Consider the following 14,612-nt stretch of genomic DNA (forward strand, 5'->3'; position numbering starts at 1 on the left):
ACGCTCACACCTCCGTGCGCAGCAGGCGCAGATAGACGACGGAGAACAGCGACCCCACCACCAGCAGGAGCAGCGCCACGGCCGTGCCGTAGCCGATCATGCTGTTCTGGAACGCCTGTTCGTACATGAACAGCGGGAGCGTCTGGCTCCGGCCGCCCGGACCGCCACGGGTCATCACCCAGATCAGCCCGAACACCGAGAGCGTCTGAAGGGTGTTGAGCATCAGGTTCGTCCCGATGGACCGCCGGATCATCGGCAGCGTCACATGCCACATACGGCGCCAGCCGCCCGCGCCGTCCACCTCGGCGGCCTCGGTGATCTCGCCGGGTATCCCGTCCAGCGCGGCCGAGTAGACCAGCATCGAGAACGCGGTGCCGCGCCACACGTTGGCGAACGACACGGCCAGGATCGGCAGCGTGAACAGCCAGTTCTCACGCGGGAGATGGAGCCAGTCGAGGATCGCGTTCAGGGTGCCCTCGCGCCGGAAGAACGCGTACAGCAGGAAACCGGCGACCACTTCGGGCAGCACCCACGCGGTCACCACGATCCCGCCGGTTACCGTGCGCACCGGCTTCGACGCCCGTTTCATCAGCGCGGCCAGCGCCAGCCCCAGCGTGTTCTGCCCGACCAGCGAGGACAGCACCGTGAACACCAGGGTCAGCCATACGGCGTTGAGGAACGCGTCGTCCCGGAACGCCCTGGTGAAGTTGGCGAACCCGACGAACGAGGAGTGCGCCTGACCGGTCAACTGGAGGTCGGTGAAGGCGATGAACACGCAGTAGGCGATCGGCCCGGCGAGGAAGAGGAGCAGCAGGACGACGGCCGGGGAGAGGGGCAGCACCCGGATCAGGGGCAGGGACCGGGCCCTCGTACGGCGCGCCGCGCGCTCCGCGCCGGGTGGGCCGCCGGGGGCCGGGACCGCCGTCTCCGGCCCCGACTCCCGCTGCCACAGGGTCACTTGGAGGTCACCTTGCCGTCGGTGACGTCCTTCAGCGTCGCGTCGTACCCGCTCGCCGCCTTCTCCACCGACGCGTCACCCGTGGTCACGCCCTCCATCGCCTCCTGGATCGCCGTGGACACCTTCGGGTACGCCGGGTAGGCGGGCCGGTAGTGCGTGCTGGAGACCAGGCCGGTGAAGAACTCGATGCCGGGCTGCGCGGTCGCGTACGCGGGGTCCTTCGCCACGTCCTTCCTTACGGAGATACCGGAGTTGGCGATGTACCACTTGCGGGCGTTGGCCTCGGTCTGCATCACCTTGATGAAGTCGAACGCCAGGTCCGGGTGGGCCGCCTTCGACGGCACCGACCAGGCCCAGCCGCCCGACATGCTGACCTTGCCCGGCGCCTGCCCGGTCCGCGTCGGCATGTACGCGAGCCCCAACTGCTCGGACTAGTCCGGCCAGGCGTGCCCGGTGCCCGGCAGCCACACCTGGGGCAGCCAGGAGCCGTCCAGGTTGATGCCCAGCTTGCCCTCGGGCATCAGCTCGCCATTGACGTTGGTGGCGTAGTTCGGGTCGAGGGCGTCGGACACGTCGGGCCCGAGCCTGTCGCGGTAGACGGTCTCCACGAAGGACAGCGCGTCCTTGAACCCCTGCCCGGCAGTGATCCACTTCTTCGACGCGCTGTCGTACAACGGGTCCGCGCCGCCGTCACCCGTGCCGTACAGCAGCATCTCGAAGCCCTGCATGGTGGCGCGTTCACCGGCCGGTTTGCCGGTGTAGACGTTCAGCGGGGTGACTCCGGGGACCTTCTCCTTGATGGTGCGGGCGGCTCGGAGCACCTCGTCCCAGGTCTTCGGCTGCCAGTCCTGCGGCAGGCCCGCCTTCCTGAACACCCGCCGGTCGAACCAGAGTCCACGGGTGTCGGTGCCGTCCGGCACGCCGTACGTCTTCCCGTCCTCGCCCTTGGTGGACGACTTCGAGGTGTCGATGAACTGCTCCCAGTCCGGCCACTTGGCGAGGTAGGCGTCCAGCGGCTTCAAGTACCCGCTGGTGATGTCGGAGTTGATGAGGAAGGTGTCCTCGTAGACCAGGTCGGGCGCGGTGCGCGGGGAGCGCAGCATCTGCTGGACCTTGGTGTAGTACTCCGAGTCCGGCGCCTTGACGGGCACGAACTCCACCTTCTTGCCGGGGTACTTCTTCTCGAACTCCTTCTTGATGTCCGCGAGGTAGGTGTCCATCACCTTCACGGAGTTGTCCGTGGACTGCTTGTAGGACACCTTCAGGGTGTTGGGGTCACTGCCCGCTCCGGCGCCGCACGCGGTGAGCGCGGAAGCGGCGAGGACTGCGGCGAACAGGGGCGTGAGGGCGGCGGTGGGACGCACGGGCATGACCTCCTGCGGGCACACGTCGTCGTGGCTGTGCGGGGAGATGGCTGCCCGGTGAACGTAGGAGGAGTTGTCATGTCAGGTCAATGTGTCGGGCGGGAATTGGGACAGGGGGTGGGGGAGAGGGGGCCGGGGTGAGGAGTCGTACGGGCGCGCGGTGAGGGCCCGCACGCGGGCTCAGCGCCCCGCGTCCCCCGGCACCCAGCGGTACACCAGCTCCGGCCGCCCGACCTGCCCGTACAGCGGGCTGCGGACGGCGCGGCCCGCCTCCACGAGGTGTTCCAGATAGCGCCGGGCGGTGATGCGCGAGATGCCGACCGTCTCGCCGACCCCGGCCGCCGTCAGCCCCTCCGCCGCCCCGCGCAGCGCGGTCGTCACCCGCTCCAGCGTCGGCCCGCTCAGTCCCTTGGGCAGCGCCGCCGGTGCCGGGGCGCGCAGCGCGGCGAGCGCCCGGTCCACCTCGTCCTGCCCGCTCGCCTCGCCCGCCGCCGCGTGGAACTCGGCGTACCGCACCAGCCGGTCCCGCAGCGTGGCGAACGTGAACGGCTTCAGCACGTACTGCACGACGCCCAGCGAGACGCCCTCGCGCACCACGGCCAGGTCCCGTGCCGACGTCACCGCTATCACGTCCGCCTGGTGCCCGGCCGCCCGCAGCGAGCGCGCCAGCTGGAGTCCGTGCACGTCCGGCAGGTGCAGGTCCAGCAGCAACAGGTCCACCGGGGTGCGGTCCAGGACGCGGCGGGCCTCGGCCCCGGTGTGCGCCTTCCCGGCCGCGACGAAGCCGGGGACCCGGCCGACGTACAGCACATGCGCGTCGGCGGCCACGGGGTCGTCCTCGACGACCAGGACGCGGATGGGGCGGGGCGCGGGGTCGGTCATGGGGTGCTTCCACCAGGGGGATCGGCGGGGGCGCCGGGGGAGAGGGGCAGGGCGGGCCTCCGTACCGCACGGGGCCGGGTGCCGGGGTCCGTGGCGGGCGCCGGGCCGTCGGCGCGGTCCCGCAGGGGCAGGCGGACCTCGAAGACGGCGCCGCCGTCCGCGCCCTCCGTGACGGTGAGGGCGCCGTCGAGCCGGTGGACGGTCTGCCGGACCAGGGCGAGACCGAGGCCGCGCCCGCCCGGCCCGGACGGCTTGGTGGAGTAGCCGCGCCGGAAGACGAGGTCGGCGTGGGCCGGATCGACGCCCGGCCCGGTGTCCGCGACCCGCAGCACCAGCTCGTCCGGGGAGGCGTACGCCGTGACCGTCACCCGGCACCCGGCGCTGCCCTGCGCCGCGTCCACCGCGTTGTCGATGAGGTTGCCCAGCACGGTGACGAGGTCCCGGGCGGGGAGTCCCGGAGGCAGCAGCCCGTCGTCCAGGCGGCTGTCCGGCGAGACCACGAGTTCCACGCCCCGCTCGTTGGCCTGGGCGGTCTTGCCGAGCAGCAGCGCGGCCAGCACGGGCTCGCCCACCGCCGCCACCACCTGATCGGTGAGGGTCTGGGCCAGCTCCAGTTCGGCGGTGGCGAAGCCGACCGCCTCCTCCGCGCGGCCCAGCTCGATCAGCGACACCACGGTGTGCAGCCGGTTCGCCGCCTCGTGCGCCTGCGAGCGCAGCGCCTGCGTGAACCCGCGCTCGGAGTCCAGCTCGCCGGTCAGCGACTGCAACTCGGTGACATCGCGGAGCGTGACCACCGTGCCGCGCCGCTCCCCGCCGGACACCGGCGAGGTGTTGACCACCAGCACCCGCGCGGCGGTGAGGTGCACCTCGTCCACCCGGGGCTCGTCGGAGAGCAGCGCACCGGTCAGCGGCGGGGGAAGGCCCAGGTCGGCGACCGTACGGCCGAGGACGTCCGCGTCGGCGGCCACGCCGAGCAGTTCCCGGCCGCCGTCGTTGATCAGCGCCACCCGGTGCCGCCCGTCCAGCATCAGCAGCCCCTCGCGCACCGCGTGCAGCGCCGCCTGGTGGTAGTCGTGCATCCGGCTCAGCTCGGCGGCGTTCATCCCGTGCGTGTGCCGTCGCAGCCGCGCGTTGACCACGTACGTACCGACCGCGCCGAGCAGCAGCGCGCCGCCCGCGACGGCGAGCAGCCCGAACACCTGGTCGCGGACCCGCGCGCTGATCGCCTCCACCCGGATACCGGCGCTGACCAGCCCGATCACCCGGCCGCCGTCCTGCACGGGCGTCACCGCGCGCACGGAGGGACCGAGCGTGCCGGTGTACGTCTCGGTGAAGGTGTGCCCCTGCCGGGCGGGCCCGGTCCGGCCCAGGAAGTGCCCGCCGATCTGCCGGGGGTCGGGGTGGGTCCAGCGGATGCCGGACGGGCTCATGATCGTCACGAAGTCCACATCGGTGTCCCGCATGACCTGGAGCGCGTACGGCTGGAGCGCGGCGGTCGGGTCCGGCGTACGGATGCCGGAGCGCACGGACGGGGAGTCCGCGACGGAGCGGGCGACGGCGGTGGCGTGCCGGGCCGCGGACTCCTCGGCCTGCCGGGTGTCGGAGAGGTACGTGAACAGGGCGTACCCGGCGACGACCACCGCTATCAGCACCGCCTGCATGGCGAAAAGCTGACCCGCGAGGCTGCGGGGGCGGGGGAGCACGGGCACACGCATGGCAGCAGTGTGCCTCTCCGGCCCCGCCCGCACTAATCGCTGCGCCGCCCCGCACCACGTGCGGGAAGCCCTCCTGAACCAATCGATCAGGGACCACGTGAACTAAATGAACGGAAGAGTGACGCCCGTCACTCGCCGGGAGATAGTCAGCTCATCCCCAGCACTTTCCGGACGTGAGCCGCACGCCGGTGATGCCGACGACGACGTCAAGGAGGGCAGCCGTGGCCAGCACATCCCCGACGGCACCTGCCGCACCCGCGCGCAAGCGGGACCGTACGCACTACCTGTACATCGCCGTGATCGTGGCGGTCGGGCTCGGCATCGCCGTGGGGCTGATCTGGCCCGACGCGGCGGTGGAGCTGAAGCCGCTGGGCACCGGCTTCGTGAACCTGATCAAGATGATGATCTCGCCCATCATCTTCTGCACGATCGTGCTGGGCATCGGCTCGGTCCGCAAGGCCGCCAAGGTCGGCGCGGTCGGCGGTATCGCGCTCGGCTACTTCCTGGTGATGTCCCTGGTCGCCCTGGCCATCGGCCTGGTCGTCGGCAACATCCTGCACCCCGGTGACGGCCTGCACATCACCAACGCCCTCCGCCAGACCGGTCACGCCCAGGTCTCCGCCGACGCGCTGCCCCCGGTGGACTTCGTCCTGTCGATCATCCCGACGACGTTCCTGTCCGCCTTCACCGAGGGCCAGGTCCTCCAGACGCTGCTGGTCGCGCTGCTGACCGGCTTCGCGCTCCAGGCGATGGGCCCGGTCGGACAGCCCGTGCTGCGCGGTGTCGAGCACCTCCAGCGGCTGGTCTTCCGCATCCTGGCGATGGTCATGTGGGTCGCGCCCATCGGCGCCTTCGGCGCGATCGCGGCGGTCGTGGGCTCCTCCGGTGTGGAGGCGCTCAAGAGCCTCGCGGTCCTGATGTTCGGCTTCTACGTCACCTGCGTGCTGTTCGTCGTCGTCGTCCTCGGCACGATCCTGCGCCTGGTGGCCGGGGTGAACGTCTTCGCCCTGCTGAAGTACCTGGCCCGCGAGTTCCTGCTGATCCTCTCCACGTCGTCCTCCGAGTCGGCGCTGCCCCGCCTCATCGCCAAGATGGAGCACCTCGGCGTCAGCAAGCCGGTCGTCGGCATCACCGTGCCGACCGGCTACTCGTTCAACCTCGACGGCACGATGATCTACATGACGATGGCGTCCCTCTTCGTCGCGGACGCCCTCGGCACTCCGATGTCCGTCGGCGAGCAGATCCCGCTCCTGCTCTTCCTGCTCCTCGCCTCCAAGGGCGCGGCGGGCGTCAGCGGCGCGGGTCTCGCCACCCTCGCGGGCGGCCTCCAGTCCCACAAGCCCGCCCTCGTGGACGGCGTCGGCCTCATCGTCGGCATCGACCGCTTCATGAGCGAGGCCCGCGCCCTCACCAACTTCGCGGGCAACGCCATCGCCACCGTCCTCATCGGCACCTGGACCAAGGAGATCGACCAGGACCGGGTGCGGAGGGTCCTCGCGGGAGAGATCCCGTTCGACGAGACGACCCTGCTGGACGAGGACGAGGCGGGCACGGCGGACGTGCCGCCGCCCGGACAGGGGGACGGGGAGAAGGAGTTGGCGAAGGCGTAGGGCTCCCGCCCCGGCGGGGAGCGCGAACTCCGCTTTCGTGCGGGGGACTTCGCTCCCGCCCTCGGTGCGGGCCCTCCCCCCTCCGGCCCCGCACAACCCCAGGCCCCGTACCACCCGGCCCCGCATCACCAGGGCCCCGCAACGCCCGGCCCCGGACCACTGGTCCGGGGCCGTTCGCGTGCGCGCGGTGAAGAGCCCGTTTGCGGAGCCGTGGACCGTCGCGCGCGGTGGAGAGCCCGTTTGCGGAGCCGTGGACCGTGGGTAGCCTGACCGCCTTCCGGCCGTCCGGCCCGCCAACCCTCCGGGCCCTCCAGCCCTCCGGACTCCCGGCTCAACTCCCCGCGACGGAGGACTCGTTGTGGCCAGCCGCCTACCGTTCTCCGTACTTGTCCTCGAAACTGACGGACAAGTGGCGAAAGAGGCGACGTGATCTTCTTCGTGACGGCGGGGGTGAGTGCCATCCTGCTGAGCGCGCTGGGCTTCGATCCCGACCGCGCGGCCTACTGGCGTCGATGGCTGGGTGTCCCCGGATATCTGCTGCGGCGCTCCCTGCTGGCGCTGCCCCCGCTGGCGATGGCGCTCGTGCTGTGCCATTTCCTCCAGGCGCCGCCGGACCGCATGGCCGAGGCGCTGCACGGCGGGGGGATCGGACTGTTCGTCGCCGCGCTGCTGAAGGCCGACCCCGGATTCCGCAGCATCCCGAAGCTGCGCGCCAACGTCGGCAACGCCGCGAACGCCGCCGACCCCCGGCAGGCGGCGTCCGCCCTGACCTGGATCCACGGTGTCGCCTGCCACCGGTTCGACGTGGCGGCCCAGCGCAAGATCACCGCCCACCTCGGCCGGCTCAAGGAGCTCGGCCCAGGATCGGCGGAACTGGTCTCCACCGCCGAGGAGATCGCCGCCCTGCTGACCCGCGAGGCCGCCGACGCCACCCCCAGGTCCCGCCCCGCGCTCCAGGAACGCCTGGAGCGGATACACCGGCAGATCAGCGTGCTGGAAGACTCGATGGCCAGCGGCCCGCAGCTCCGCCGTACCGCGTACGAGCTGGCGGAGAGCCTCAACCAGGAGATGATCACGCGCCGTTGGAGCAGGGAGTCCGCCCAGCCGCGCCAGGAAGGGAAAGAACAGCCGCGCCCGGAGGGGAAACAGTGACCGAGACCAGCACCGGGCCCACCCGGTTCACCACCGACTGCGTCACCATCGCCCGCATCCTGCGCGAGGGGGACAGCGAACCCCTCGACGCCACCGCCGAGACCGCCCTCGCGGACGCGCTGCGCAACGTCACCCGCGACCTGCCCCGGCTGCTCAGCCGCAGATCCGCGCTCGACGGCGACGACGCCCCCGACCTCGTCCAGGAGGTGCTGGCCCGGTTCGTGGCCGCCGCCACCAAGGGGCTCGTCGATCCGGACCGGTCACCGGCCGGGTATCTGCTGCGCATCGCGATGAATCTGGTCGCCGACAGCGCGCGGTCCGCACCGCGTCCAGTGCCCTTGGCGGACCTCGGGACGGCGCTCGACTCGGGCATCGTCGCCCCGGCCGCCGCCGGACCGGGGCCGGACGCCGTCACCCGGCTCATCGACTCCCTCGGCTCGCGGGACGCCGTACGCGACGCGCTGGCCCGCGCCTCCCGGACCGGGGACCACCTGGTGGTGGAGGTGGTCTCCGCCTGGCTGGACCTCGCGGCGGAGACCGGCACCGAACCGGCCAGCCGGGCGGTCGCCGAACGGGCGGGCGTCAGCAAGTCCAGCGTGGCCAACGTACTGAGGCGATTCGCCGAACAGGTGCGGCAGCCGTGACGCGTGGGGCGCGTCCCGGCGGAATTCAGGTGGCCACCCGAGCCGTCCCGTACGTACTTGTCAGCGACGCCCGTCATGAGGGCGCCGACCTGAATCATGGAGCAAGAGGGGTACCAATGGAACGGTACGAGAACCGGCACGTGGAGGAAGGTGAGACCGTCGAGGCAGGGGGGGACATGGGAGGACTGGCCCGTGCCGTGCCCCGGCGGCTGCTCGGGTTCCTCGCCGGGCTGGCGGCCTTGACGCCGGAGGGCCAGGAGATCGCGCTGGGCACGCTGGGTCCCGGCTCCCGGCTGGTGCTGGAGGCGCTGCGGCTGGTGGAGCCCGGCGAGCGGGGCGGACTGACCGGTCCGGGCCGTGAGCTGTCGGAGTCGCTCGCGCGCGGCATCGGGTCCGGGGGGGACCCGGCGCCGGTCGTGCCGCTGGCACCGAGGCTGCGCCGGATCGCCCGCGTCACGGCGGTCTCCGACTTCGGCACGGCCGCCGCCTCGACGGCGGAACGCCACCGGACGGTCGTGGCGGACGTGGAGCACGGTGAGCGCGAGCCGCGCCGCCGCGCCGTCTACGCGCTCTCCCCGCAGTGGGACCTGCCCTTCCCGCCGGAAGCGGTGACGGTCGAGGTCGTCCGCACACCGGAAGGGTTCAGAGTGTCGCAGCGCTCCGGAGCCGAGACCGTCGTGGTGGCCGAGACGATGGAGCCGCTGCCGTACGGCCACGCCCGTCCGCTGCTGCTCGCCAACCCGCAGGACCGGCCGCCGTCGGACCTGCTGCCCGACCTGCTGCGGCTCAGTGACGAGTCCGATGGCTGACGCCCCGCCGCCCGGGGGGCGCGGCTCGCGGCGCTGGTATCTGGTGCTCGCCGTCCAGGCCGAACTGCTGGCGCTGACCGACCTGTTGCACGAGCTGACCCGTACGGCGCCGGAGAAGGAGGCGGACGGGGACGAAGCCAGGGCGGAACAGCACCGGAAGTGGGACCAGGAACTCGAACCGCTGGTGAGCGCCATGAAGGGGGTCGAGGACGCGGTGGCCCGCCTCGCCGAGTCCGGCGGCCGGACCGGGCCGGGCTGGCTGGACGGGGTCCCGGACTGGCTCGGCACCGGGCCGGGGCGCGCCGCGCACGGCCCGCGCGCGGGACTCCGGCTGCTGGAGGACCAGTTGGCCTCCGGTGCTCCGAAGTGGCTTTACTGGCAAGGCGCGTTGGAGTGGCGGGTGGACGATCTCCGCGCCTTGTGGGAGTCGTCCGAGTCGGCTGCGGCGGCCTCGGCTGCGGCTGCGGTTGCGACGGGGGCAGGGCCGGAGGCAGGTCCGGGTCCGGCTTCGGGGTCTGATCCGGGTTCCGCTTCCGCTTCGGTGGCGCTCCCGGTCGGCGCGACGGTCCCCGGCCCCCGGCCGCCCGCCGACGCCGCTCCCACCACTGACTCCGCCCTCGCCACTGCGCCTGCCACCGCCCCCGTCCAGGGGGCGCCCGGTGCCGACGTGGTCTTCCCAGTGGTCGATGCCGTGACGGGCAGCGGATTTCTGGTCGAACTGCGGCTGCGCCCGGAGGGACAGGCCGACGCCTCCGAGGAGGGGGCCGAGGAACAGCGGCTCAACCCGACGTTCCGGAAGGGACTGCGGGCCGGGCGCGACGCGGCCCTGGAACTGGCGCGCAAGGTGGGGGTGGACGCCTCGGTGCTGGAGGAGTGGCGGCACGTCACCCCGCGCGTGCGCGGTGTCCCGGAGCGCTACAAGCTGGAGGACCTGTCGGCGGGGGTCGGCACGGCCGTCGCCGTACTCGGCCACCTGCTGGCGCTGCCGGTGCCGGAGTGTCTGGTGTCCGGCGCGATCAAGAGCAGCGGCATCGTCACCGACCTGCCGTCGCCGGAGCAGTACGCCGTCAAGGAGACCGCGGCCCGCGACCACGGGCTGAGCCTGCTGCCGCTGTCGTCCGGGGAGGAACTGGAGGACGTCTGCCGTCGGCTGTGGCCGCGCGAGTGGGGCCAGGTGCTGGCGGCGACCGCACGGGCGGCGCTGGCCGTGCTGGGCCATGAGGCACGCGTCATCGACCGGGTCGAGACCGACGTCACCGCCGACGGGCGCCGGTTCGCCCTCATCCCGAGCACCACCGTGGACGACATCCGCCAGCGGCTGGACGCGGGAGCGTCCGCCATCGTGGTCGGCGGGCCGCGCTCGTCCACCCGTACGACGTCGGTACGGCGCGCGGCGCTGAAGTGGCAGGCGGATCACGGCACGCCGGTGGTCGAGCTGCGGCCGGACGCAGGACGGTTGCCCGACGAAGCGGAGCTGCGCCACGCCATCACCCTGGCCCGCAACGCCACCGGCGTCCCGTCCGGGGAACCCGCGCTCGTCGTCCTGGAGGACCTGCTCGCCCACCAGGACGCCACCGACCTGGAGACGGTCCTGCCGAGCGCGGCGGCGGCTACCTCCTCCACGGTCATCGCGGTCTGTCTCTACAGCGGCGGTTCCATCTGGCGCTCCAACGCGATGGCGACCGTCCCGGTGTCCGTCAAGCACGAGACGGTACGGGCGTTCTGCAAGGACTTCGTCGAGCTGAACGGACTGGCCGGACCGGACGACGTCAGGGTCGAGGTGATCCGCCGGGCCGCGGCCCAGGACTTCTGGCTCCTGGTCAACGATCTGATGGGCCTCCGCCCGGCGGGCGCCGGGGACACCGCGGGATCCGGGCTCGCCCTGGCCGCCACGGCCACCCTGCCCCGCCCGGTCACCGCCGTACCCGAGGCGGCGGCGAATCCGGCGGTCACGGCGGCTGCCCGGAAGGCGCGGGAACGGGACGAGGCGCGGGAGGCGCGGGAGCGGGACGAGGCGCGGGAGCAGGAGGCGGCGCGGCAGGCCGAGACGGTCCGGCGGGCGTTCGTGCGCCGAGTCCGGGCCGGGGTCACGGGGAAGGAACTCGCCCTGGTCAAGGCGGTCGCCGCCGCCAGCCTGCTGCGGATCGGCGTGCCCGAGGAGGTGCTCACCGGTATCCAGCCCGCCGTCCTGCGGCGGGTGGGCGCGTCGCGCGACTCGGCCAAGCGCTGGTACATCAAGGCGACCTCGGTCTGTCTGGCGCTGCTCGCGACGGAGGAACCCGTCACCGACGACCCCCGCCTGGAGGCGCGCAGGGCGGCCGACGCGCAGTACGAGGCGCTGGCACCGCTGCTGCGGGACGCGGCGGACGGTCCGTCACCGAAGACGGTGTCGTTCGCGACGGCGCTGGTGTCGGCGGCCGACAGTGTGGGCCACGACCTGCGCAACCGGCTGCTCCTCCTGGTCACCCCGATGCTGACCGCCCTCGGTGCCGAGGCACCGCCCGGACTGCTCGCGCACGCGGTGCTGGCCGACATGGAGCACGACGAGCAGATCGGGCTGTTGAAGAAGCTGCTCCGCGCGATCGGGGCGGGCGGCTGGGGCGTCATGTCGGGGCGTCAGGCCACCACGTGCCTGTCGGCGATCCGCAAGCGCCGGGAGCTGGCCGTCCAGCGCTTCCCCACGCTCTACAGCGACGTACTCGAACGGATCGGCCGCGACATGGGGCCGGTGCTGGCCCGCACCGACCCGGCGCAGGGGGTGCTGCTGGTCCACGTCCTGGGCTCGTACTGGGAAGGCGTCACCGCGGCGCAGGTCGCCCCGCTCGCGCTGAAGGCCACCTCCCGGTGCGATCCGTCGGTGATCGAGCACTACCACGCGACGAACGATCTGGTGGACGCGCTGCTCAAGTACGGCGGCGGCCGGCGGGCGGACCTGCTGAAGGACTTCGCCCGCGCGCCCGGCGTCCGGCGTCTGCTGGAGGCCGACCACCGGGAGGCCGGCCTGATCCTCGCGCAGGCCGCGCTCACGCTGGTGCTGGACCCGTGGCGCGAGCACCCGGCGGAGCCGTACGAGCGGACGGCCGCCCGGTTCTCCGCCGCCCTGCCGCACTCGTCGCTGTACAGCGTGACCCGAGGGCTGGCGCTGCTGGGCCGGGTCGGGGTGTGGGACGGCCGGCAGATCGTCCGCGCCTCGACGATCGTCGCGTGGCTCAAGAACGCGGTGCTGCGGATCGACGCGCCGCGGGTCACCCCGTGGCAGACCGCGCAGCTCGTCCAGGAGCTGGGCCGGATCGACTCGCCGACGTGTATCCGGGCGCTCTACGGCCCGGACGGCGTGACGCCCGACCCGGCGGTGCTGGAGATGCTCGTGGACCGCATCCTGGCGATGGGCGATCTCAAGGGCGTCGGTCACGTGGTCACCGCGCTCACCCCCATCGACCGGTTCTGGGGGCCGGGCGACCGGGGGATCTGCGCGGAACTCTGCACCCGGCTGGGGGTGTTCATCGACGAGGCGCTGGAGAAGGAGGACCGCGGCAGCGTCGTGCTCAGGCTGATGTCGGCGCTGGTGGGCGCGGACGTCCCCGCCCCCGCGCTGACGCCCCTGCTGGAACGCTGCGTGGAGCGGGTCGCGGTGGACGCGGAGGCCAACGAAAAGGACCACGCGCCGCGCCTCGCCCTGCTGCTGGGCAGGCATCCGGTGGTGGGCCAGGAGTTCATGGAGCGGCTCGCGCCCCTGATCGACGACTACCTCCTGCTGCGGCGGGCCACCCGAGCCGGTTCGGCGGAGACCAGGTCGCTCTATCTGGACCTGACCCGGCTGCTGGGCCGCAACCTGGACAGCGAATTCCTCGGGGAACTCTCCGGGGACGACGGCTTCGCCACGGCCCTCAGGGAACTCGACCGCCAGGACGTGACCTCCGCCCTGAAGGTCGTCCGTTCCTTCGGGCTGGCGCTCCAGGACGCCGGTGCCTCCGTGGACTACGGCGAGATGCTGCGGTACGTCGAACGGGATCCGGTGGTGTGGGCGCTGCGGCTGAAGTGGACGACCAACCCGGACAAGCTGGTGGAGACCCTGCACCTGCTGCGGAACCTGGACGTGACCTTCGCCCGCGCCTGTCTGCGTGAACTGGACCGGCTCAAGCGGCCCGAGGCCACGATCGGCGCCCGGCTGCCGTCCCCGGCGCGGATACCCTCGGCGGCGCCGTCGCCGCCGTCCGCCGCGCCGGAGCTGCCGATCCCGGCGGCGCCGTCGCCGGGCCGGGTCGCCGAGCTGGCCCAGCGGTCCAGGGCGCGGCAGGCGGAGAGGGACCGTCGGCTGCCCGGCATCCTGTGGCTGGCCGAGCGCCGGTTCACCGACGCCGACCAGGCCGTCCGGATCGTGCACGCCGTACGGGCCATCGACGAGGACGGCGCCGGGGCGCTGGCCGTCTCCCTGTCGTCCGGTGCTCGCTGGAGCAACCGGGTGCGGAACATCCTGGACACCGAATCGCCCGTCGAACTGGGCAACCTGCTGCGCATGATGGCCGGTGCCGGTGTCGAGCTGCCGGACCGGGTGCTCAAGGAACTGTTCGGGCAGTGGCTGCCCCGCGCGCACGAGTTCCGCTCTCCCGCCGTGGTGCAGAGCATGGTCCGGGGCCTGGCCGCCTGCCAGCCCGAGAACCCGGAGATGGCCCGCCGGTGGGCGTCCCGCCTCGCGCTGTCCGGCATCGGTCACCGGCTGGGCCGGGGCCTGCCGACGGACATGGGCATGTCCGGCCTGCTCCTGGAGACGCTGGACGTGTGGGGCCCGGCCGGTTCGGCCACCGAGCTGGCGTCGGCCCTGCCGCCGGGCGCGGCGGCGGACACGCTGGCGGGCTCGGTCCGGCTGCTCGGCGCGCTGCAACGCATCGCGCCGGACGCGGCCCGCGAGCACGCCGGAACGGTCGGCGCGCTCGTCGCGGCACACGCGGAGGTGCGGTACGTACGCGATCCGGAGACGCACTGGCGGGACATCGGCTGGCTCGTGCGCCACGCCAGGGCACTGGCCGGACCGGACGCCGTCCCGGCGGACGAGATCCTCCGGCTGGTGCGGAACGGCTGCCGCCGCGCCGAGGCGGTCGCCTGGGTCACCGGCTGCCTCGGCCTGCCGGTCGAGGACACCGACTGGTCCCCGGCGGGCGAACCACCGACCGGCTGGGCCCGCGCCGCCCGGCTGCTGATCCGCTCCGACCTCGGCCTGATCGGCCCCGGCGAGGAGACGGAGGTTCGCGAGGTCCTGGGGTCGGCCTCCCCGGGCTGGCTGGCCGCCCTGGTACGCAGCGCCCGCCTCGGCCCGCCCTGGAGCCGGCCCCTGACCGACGCCGACCTGCGGTTCCTCCAGGACCTCGGCCAATGGCACGTCGATGGCGGACAGCCGCGGGGGGCCGAGCTGATGCACGAGGTGAGCCGGTTCCGGCCGGAGCTGAAGTGAGCCTGTTGGAGCCGGACGTGCGGTGAACC

Annotated in this window: 8 protein-coding genes and 1 pseudogene; 5 read left to right on the plus strand and 4 right to left on the minus strand. The window is 72.8% G+C overall.

What is annotated here, in order from left to right; all coding sequences use genetic code 11:
* Window positions 1-4: 4 nt before the first annotated feature.
* From KUM39_RS02875 to KUM39_RS02890, 4 genes and pseudogenes are all read right to left on the minus strand, one after another.
* Window positions 5-958 (minus strand): carbohydrate ABC transporter permease, encoded by a 954-nt coding sequence (locus KUM39_RS02875; RefSeq protein ID WP_372455702.1) that lies wholly within the window; start codon window positions 956-958, stop codon window positions 5-7.
* A pseudogene (locus tag KUM39_RS02880) lies at window positions 955-2,328 on the minus strand (extracellular solute-binding protein). The gene KUM39_RS02875 and the pseudogene KUM39_RS02880 overlap by 4 nt, the downstream one beginning before the upstream one ends.
* Before the next feature lie 174 nt (window positions 2,329-2,502).
* Window positions 2,503-3,204 (minus strand): response regulator, encoded by a 702-nt coding sequence (locus tag KUM39_RS02885; RefSeq protein WP_217783734.1) that lies wholly within the window; start codon window positions 3,202-3,204, stop codon window positions 2,503-2,505.
* Window positions 3,201-4,919, minus strand: a complete 1,719-nt coding sequence (locus KUM39_RS02890) for a sensor histidine kinase (protein WP_217783735.1) — start codon at window positions 4,917-4,919, stop codon at window positions 3,201-3,203. Before KUM39_RS02890 ends, KUM39_RS02885 begins: the two co-directional genes overlap by 4 nt.
* Window positions 4,920-5,110: 191 nt before the next feature.
* On the opposite strand from KUM39_RS02890, the gene KUM39_RS02895 reads away from it, so the two are divergent.
* The 5 genes from KUM39_RS02895 to KUM39_RS02915 all read left to right on the plus strand — a co-directional run bounded on the left by KUM39_RS02895 (window position 5,111) and on the right by KUM39_RS02915 (window position 14,583).
* Window positions 5,111-6,529 (plus strand): cation:dicarboxylate symporter family transporter, encoded by a 1,419-nt coding sequence (locus KUM39_RS02895; RefSeq protein WP_246619501.1) that lies wholly within the window; start codon window positions 5,111-5,113, stop codon window positions 6,527-6,529.
* A gap of 426 nt (window positions 6,530-6,955) precedes the next feature.
* The gene (locus KUM39_RS28650; RefSeq protein ID WP_217783737.1) at window positions 6,956-7,681 is read left to right on the plus strand and encodes a hypothetical protein; all 726 of its coding nucleotides are present in this window, start codon (window positions 6,956-6,958) and stop codon (window positions 7,679-7,681) included.
* The gene (locus KUM39_RS28655; RefSeq protein ID WP_217783738.1) at window positions 7,678-8,325 is read left to right on the plus strand and encodes a sigma factor; all 648 of its coding nucleotides are present in this window, start codon (window positions 7,678-7,680) and stop codon (window positions 8,323-8,325) included. Before KUM39_RS28650 ends, KUM39_RS28655 begins: the two co-directional genes overlap by 4 nt.
* Window positions 8,326-8,441: 116 nt before the next feature.
* Entirely contained in the window at window positions 8,442-9,134 is a 693-nt protein-coding gene (locus tag KUM39_RS02910) for a hypothetical protein (RefSeq protein ID WP_217783739.1), read from the plus strand.
* The gene (locus KUM39_RS02915) at window positions 9,127-14,583 is read left to right on the plus strand and encodes a hypothetical protein (RefSeq protein WP_217783740.1); all 5,457 of its coding nucleotides are present in this window, start codon (window positions 9,127-9,129) and stop codon (window positions 14,581-14,583) included. Before KUM39_RS02910 ends, KUM39_RS02915 begins: the two co-directional genes overlap by 8 nt.
* Window positions 14,584-14,612 lie beyond the last annotated feature (29 nt).

The sequence above is a fragment of the Streptomyces corallincola genome (genome assembly GCF_019104725.1).
GTDB classification, from domain to species: domain Bacteria; phylum Actinomycetota; class Actinomycetes; order Streptomycetales; family Streptomycetaceae; genus Streptomyces; species Streptomyces corallincola.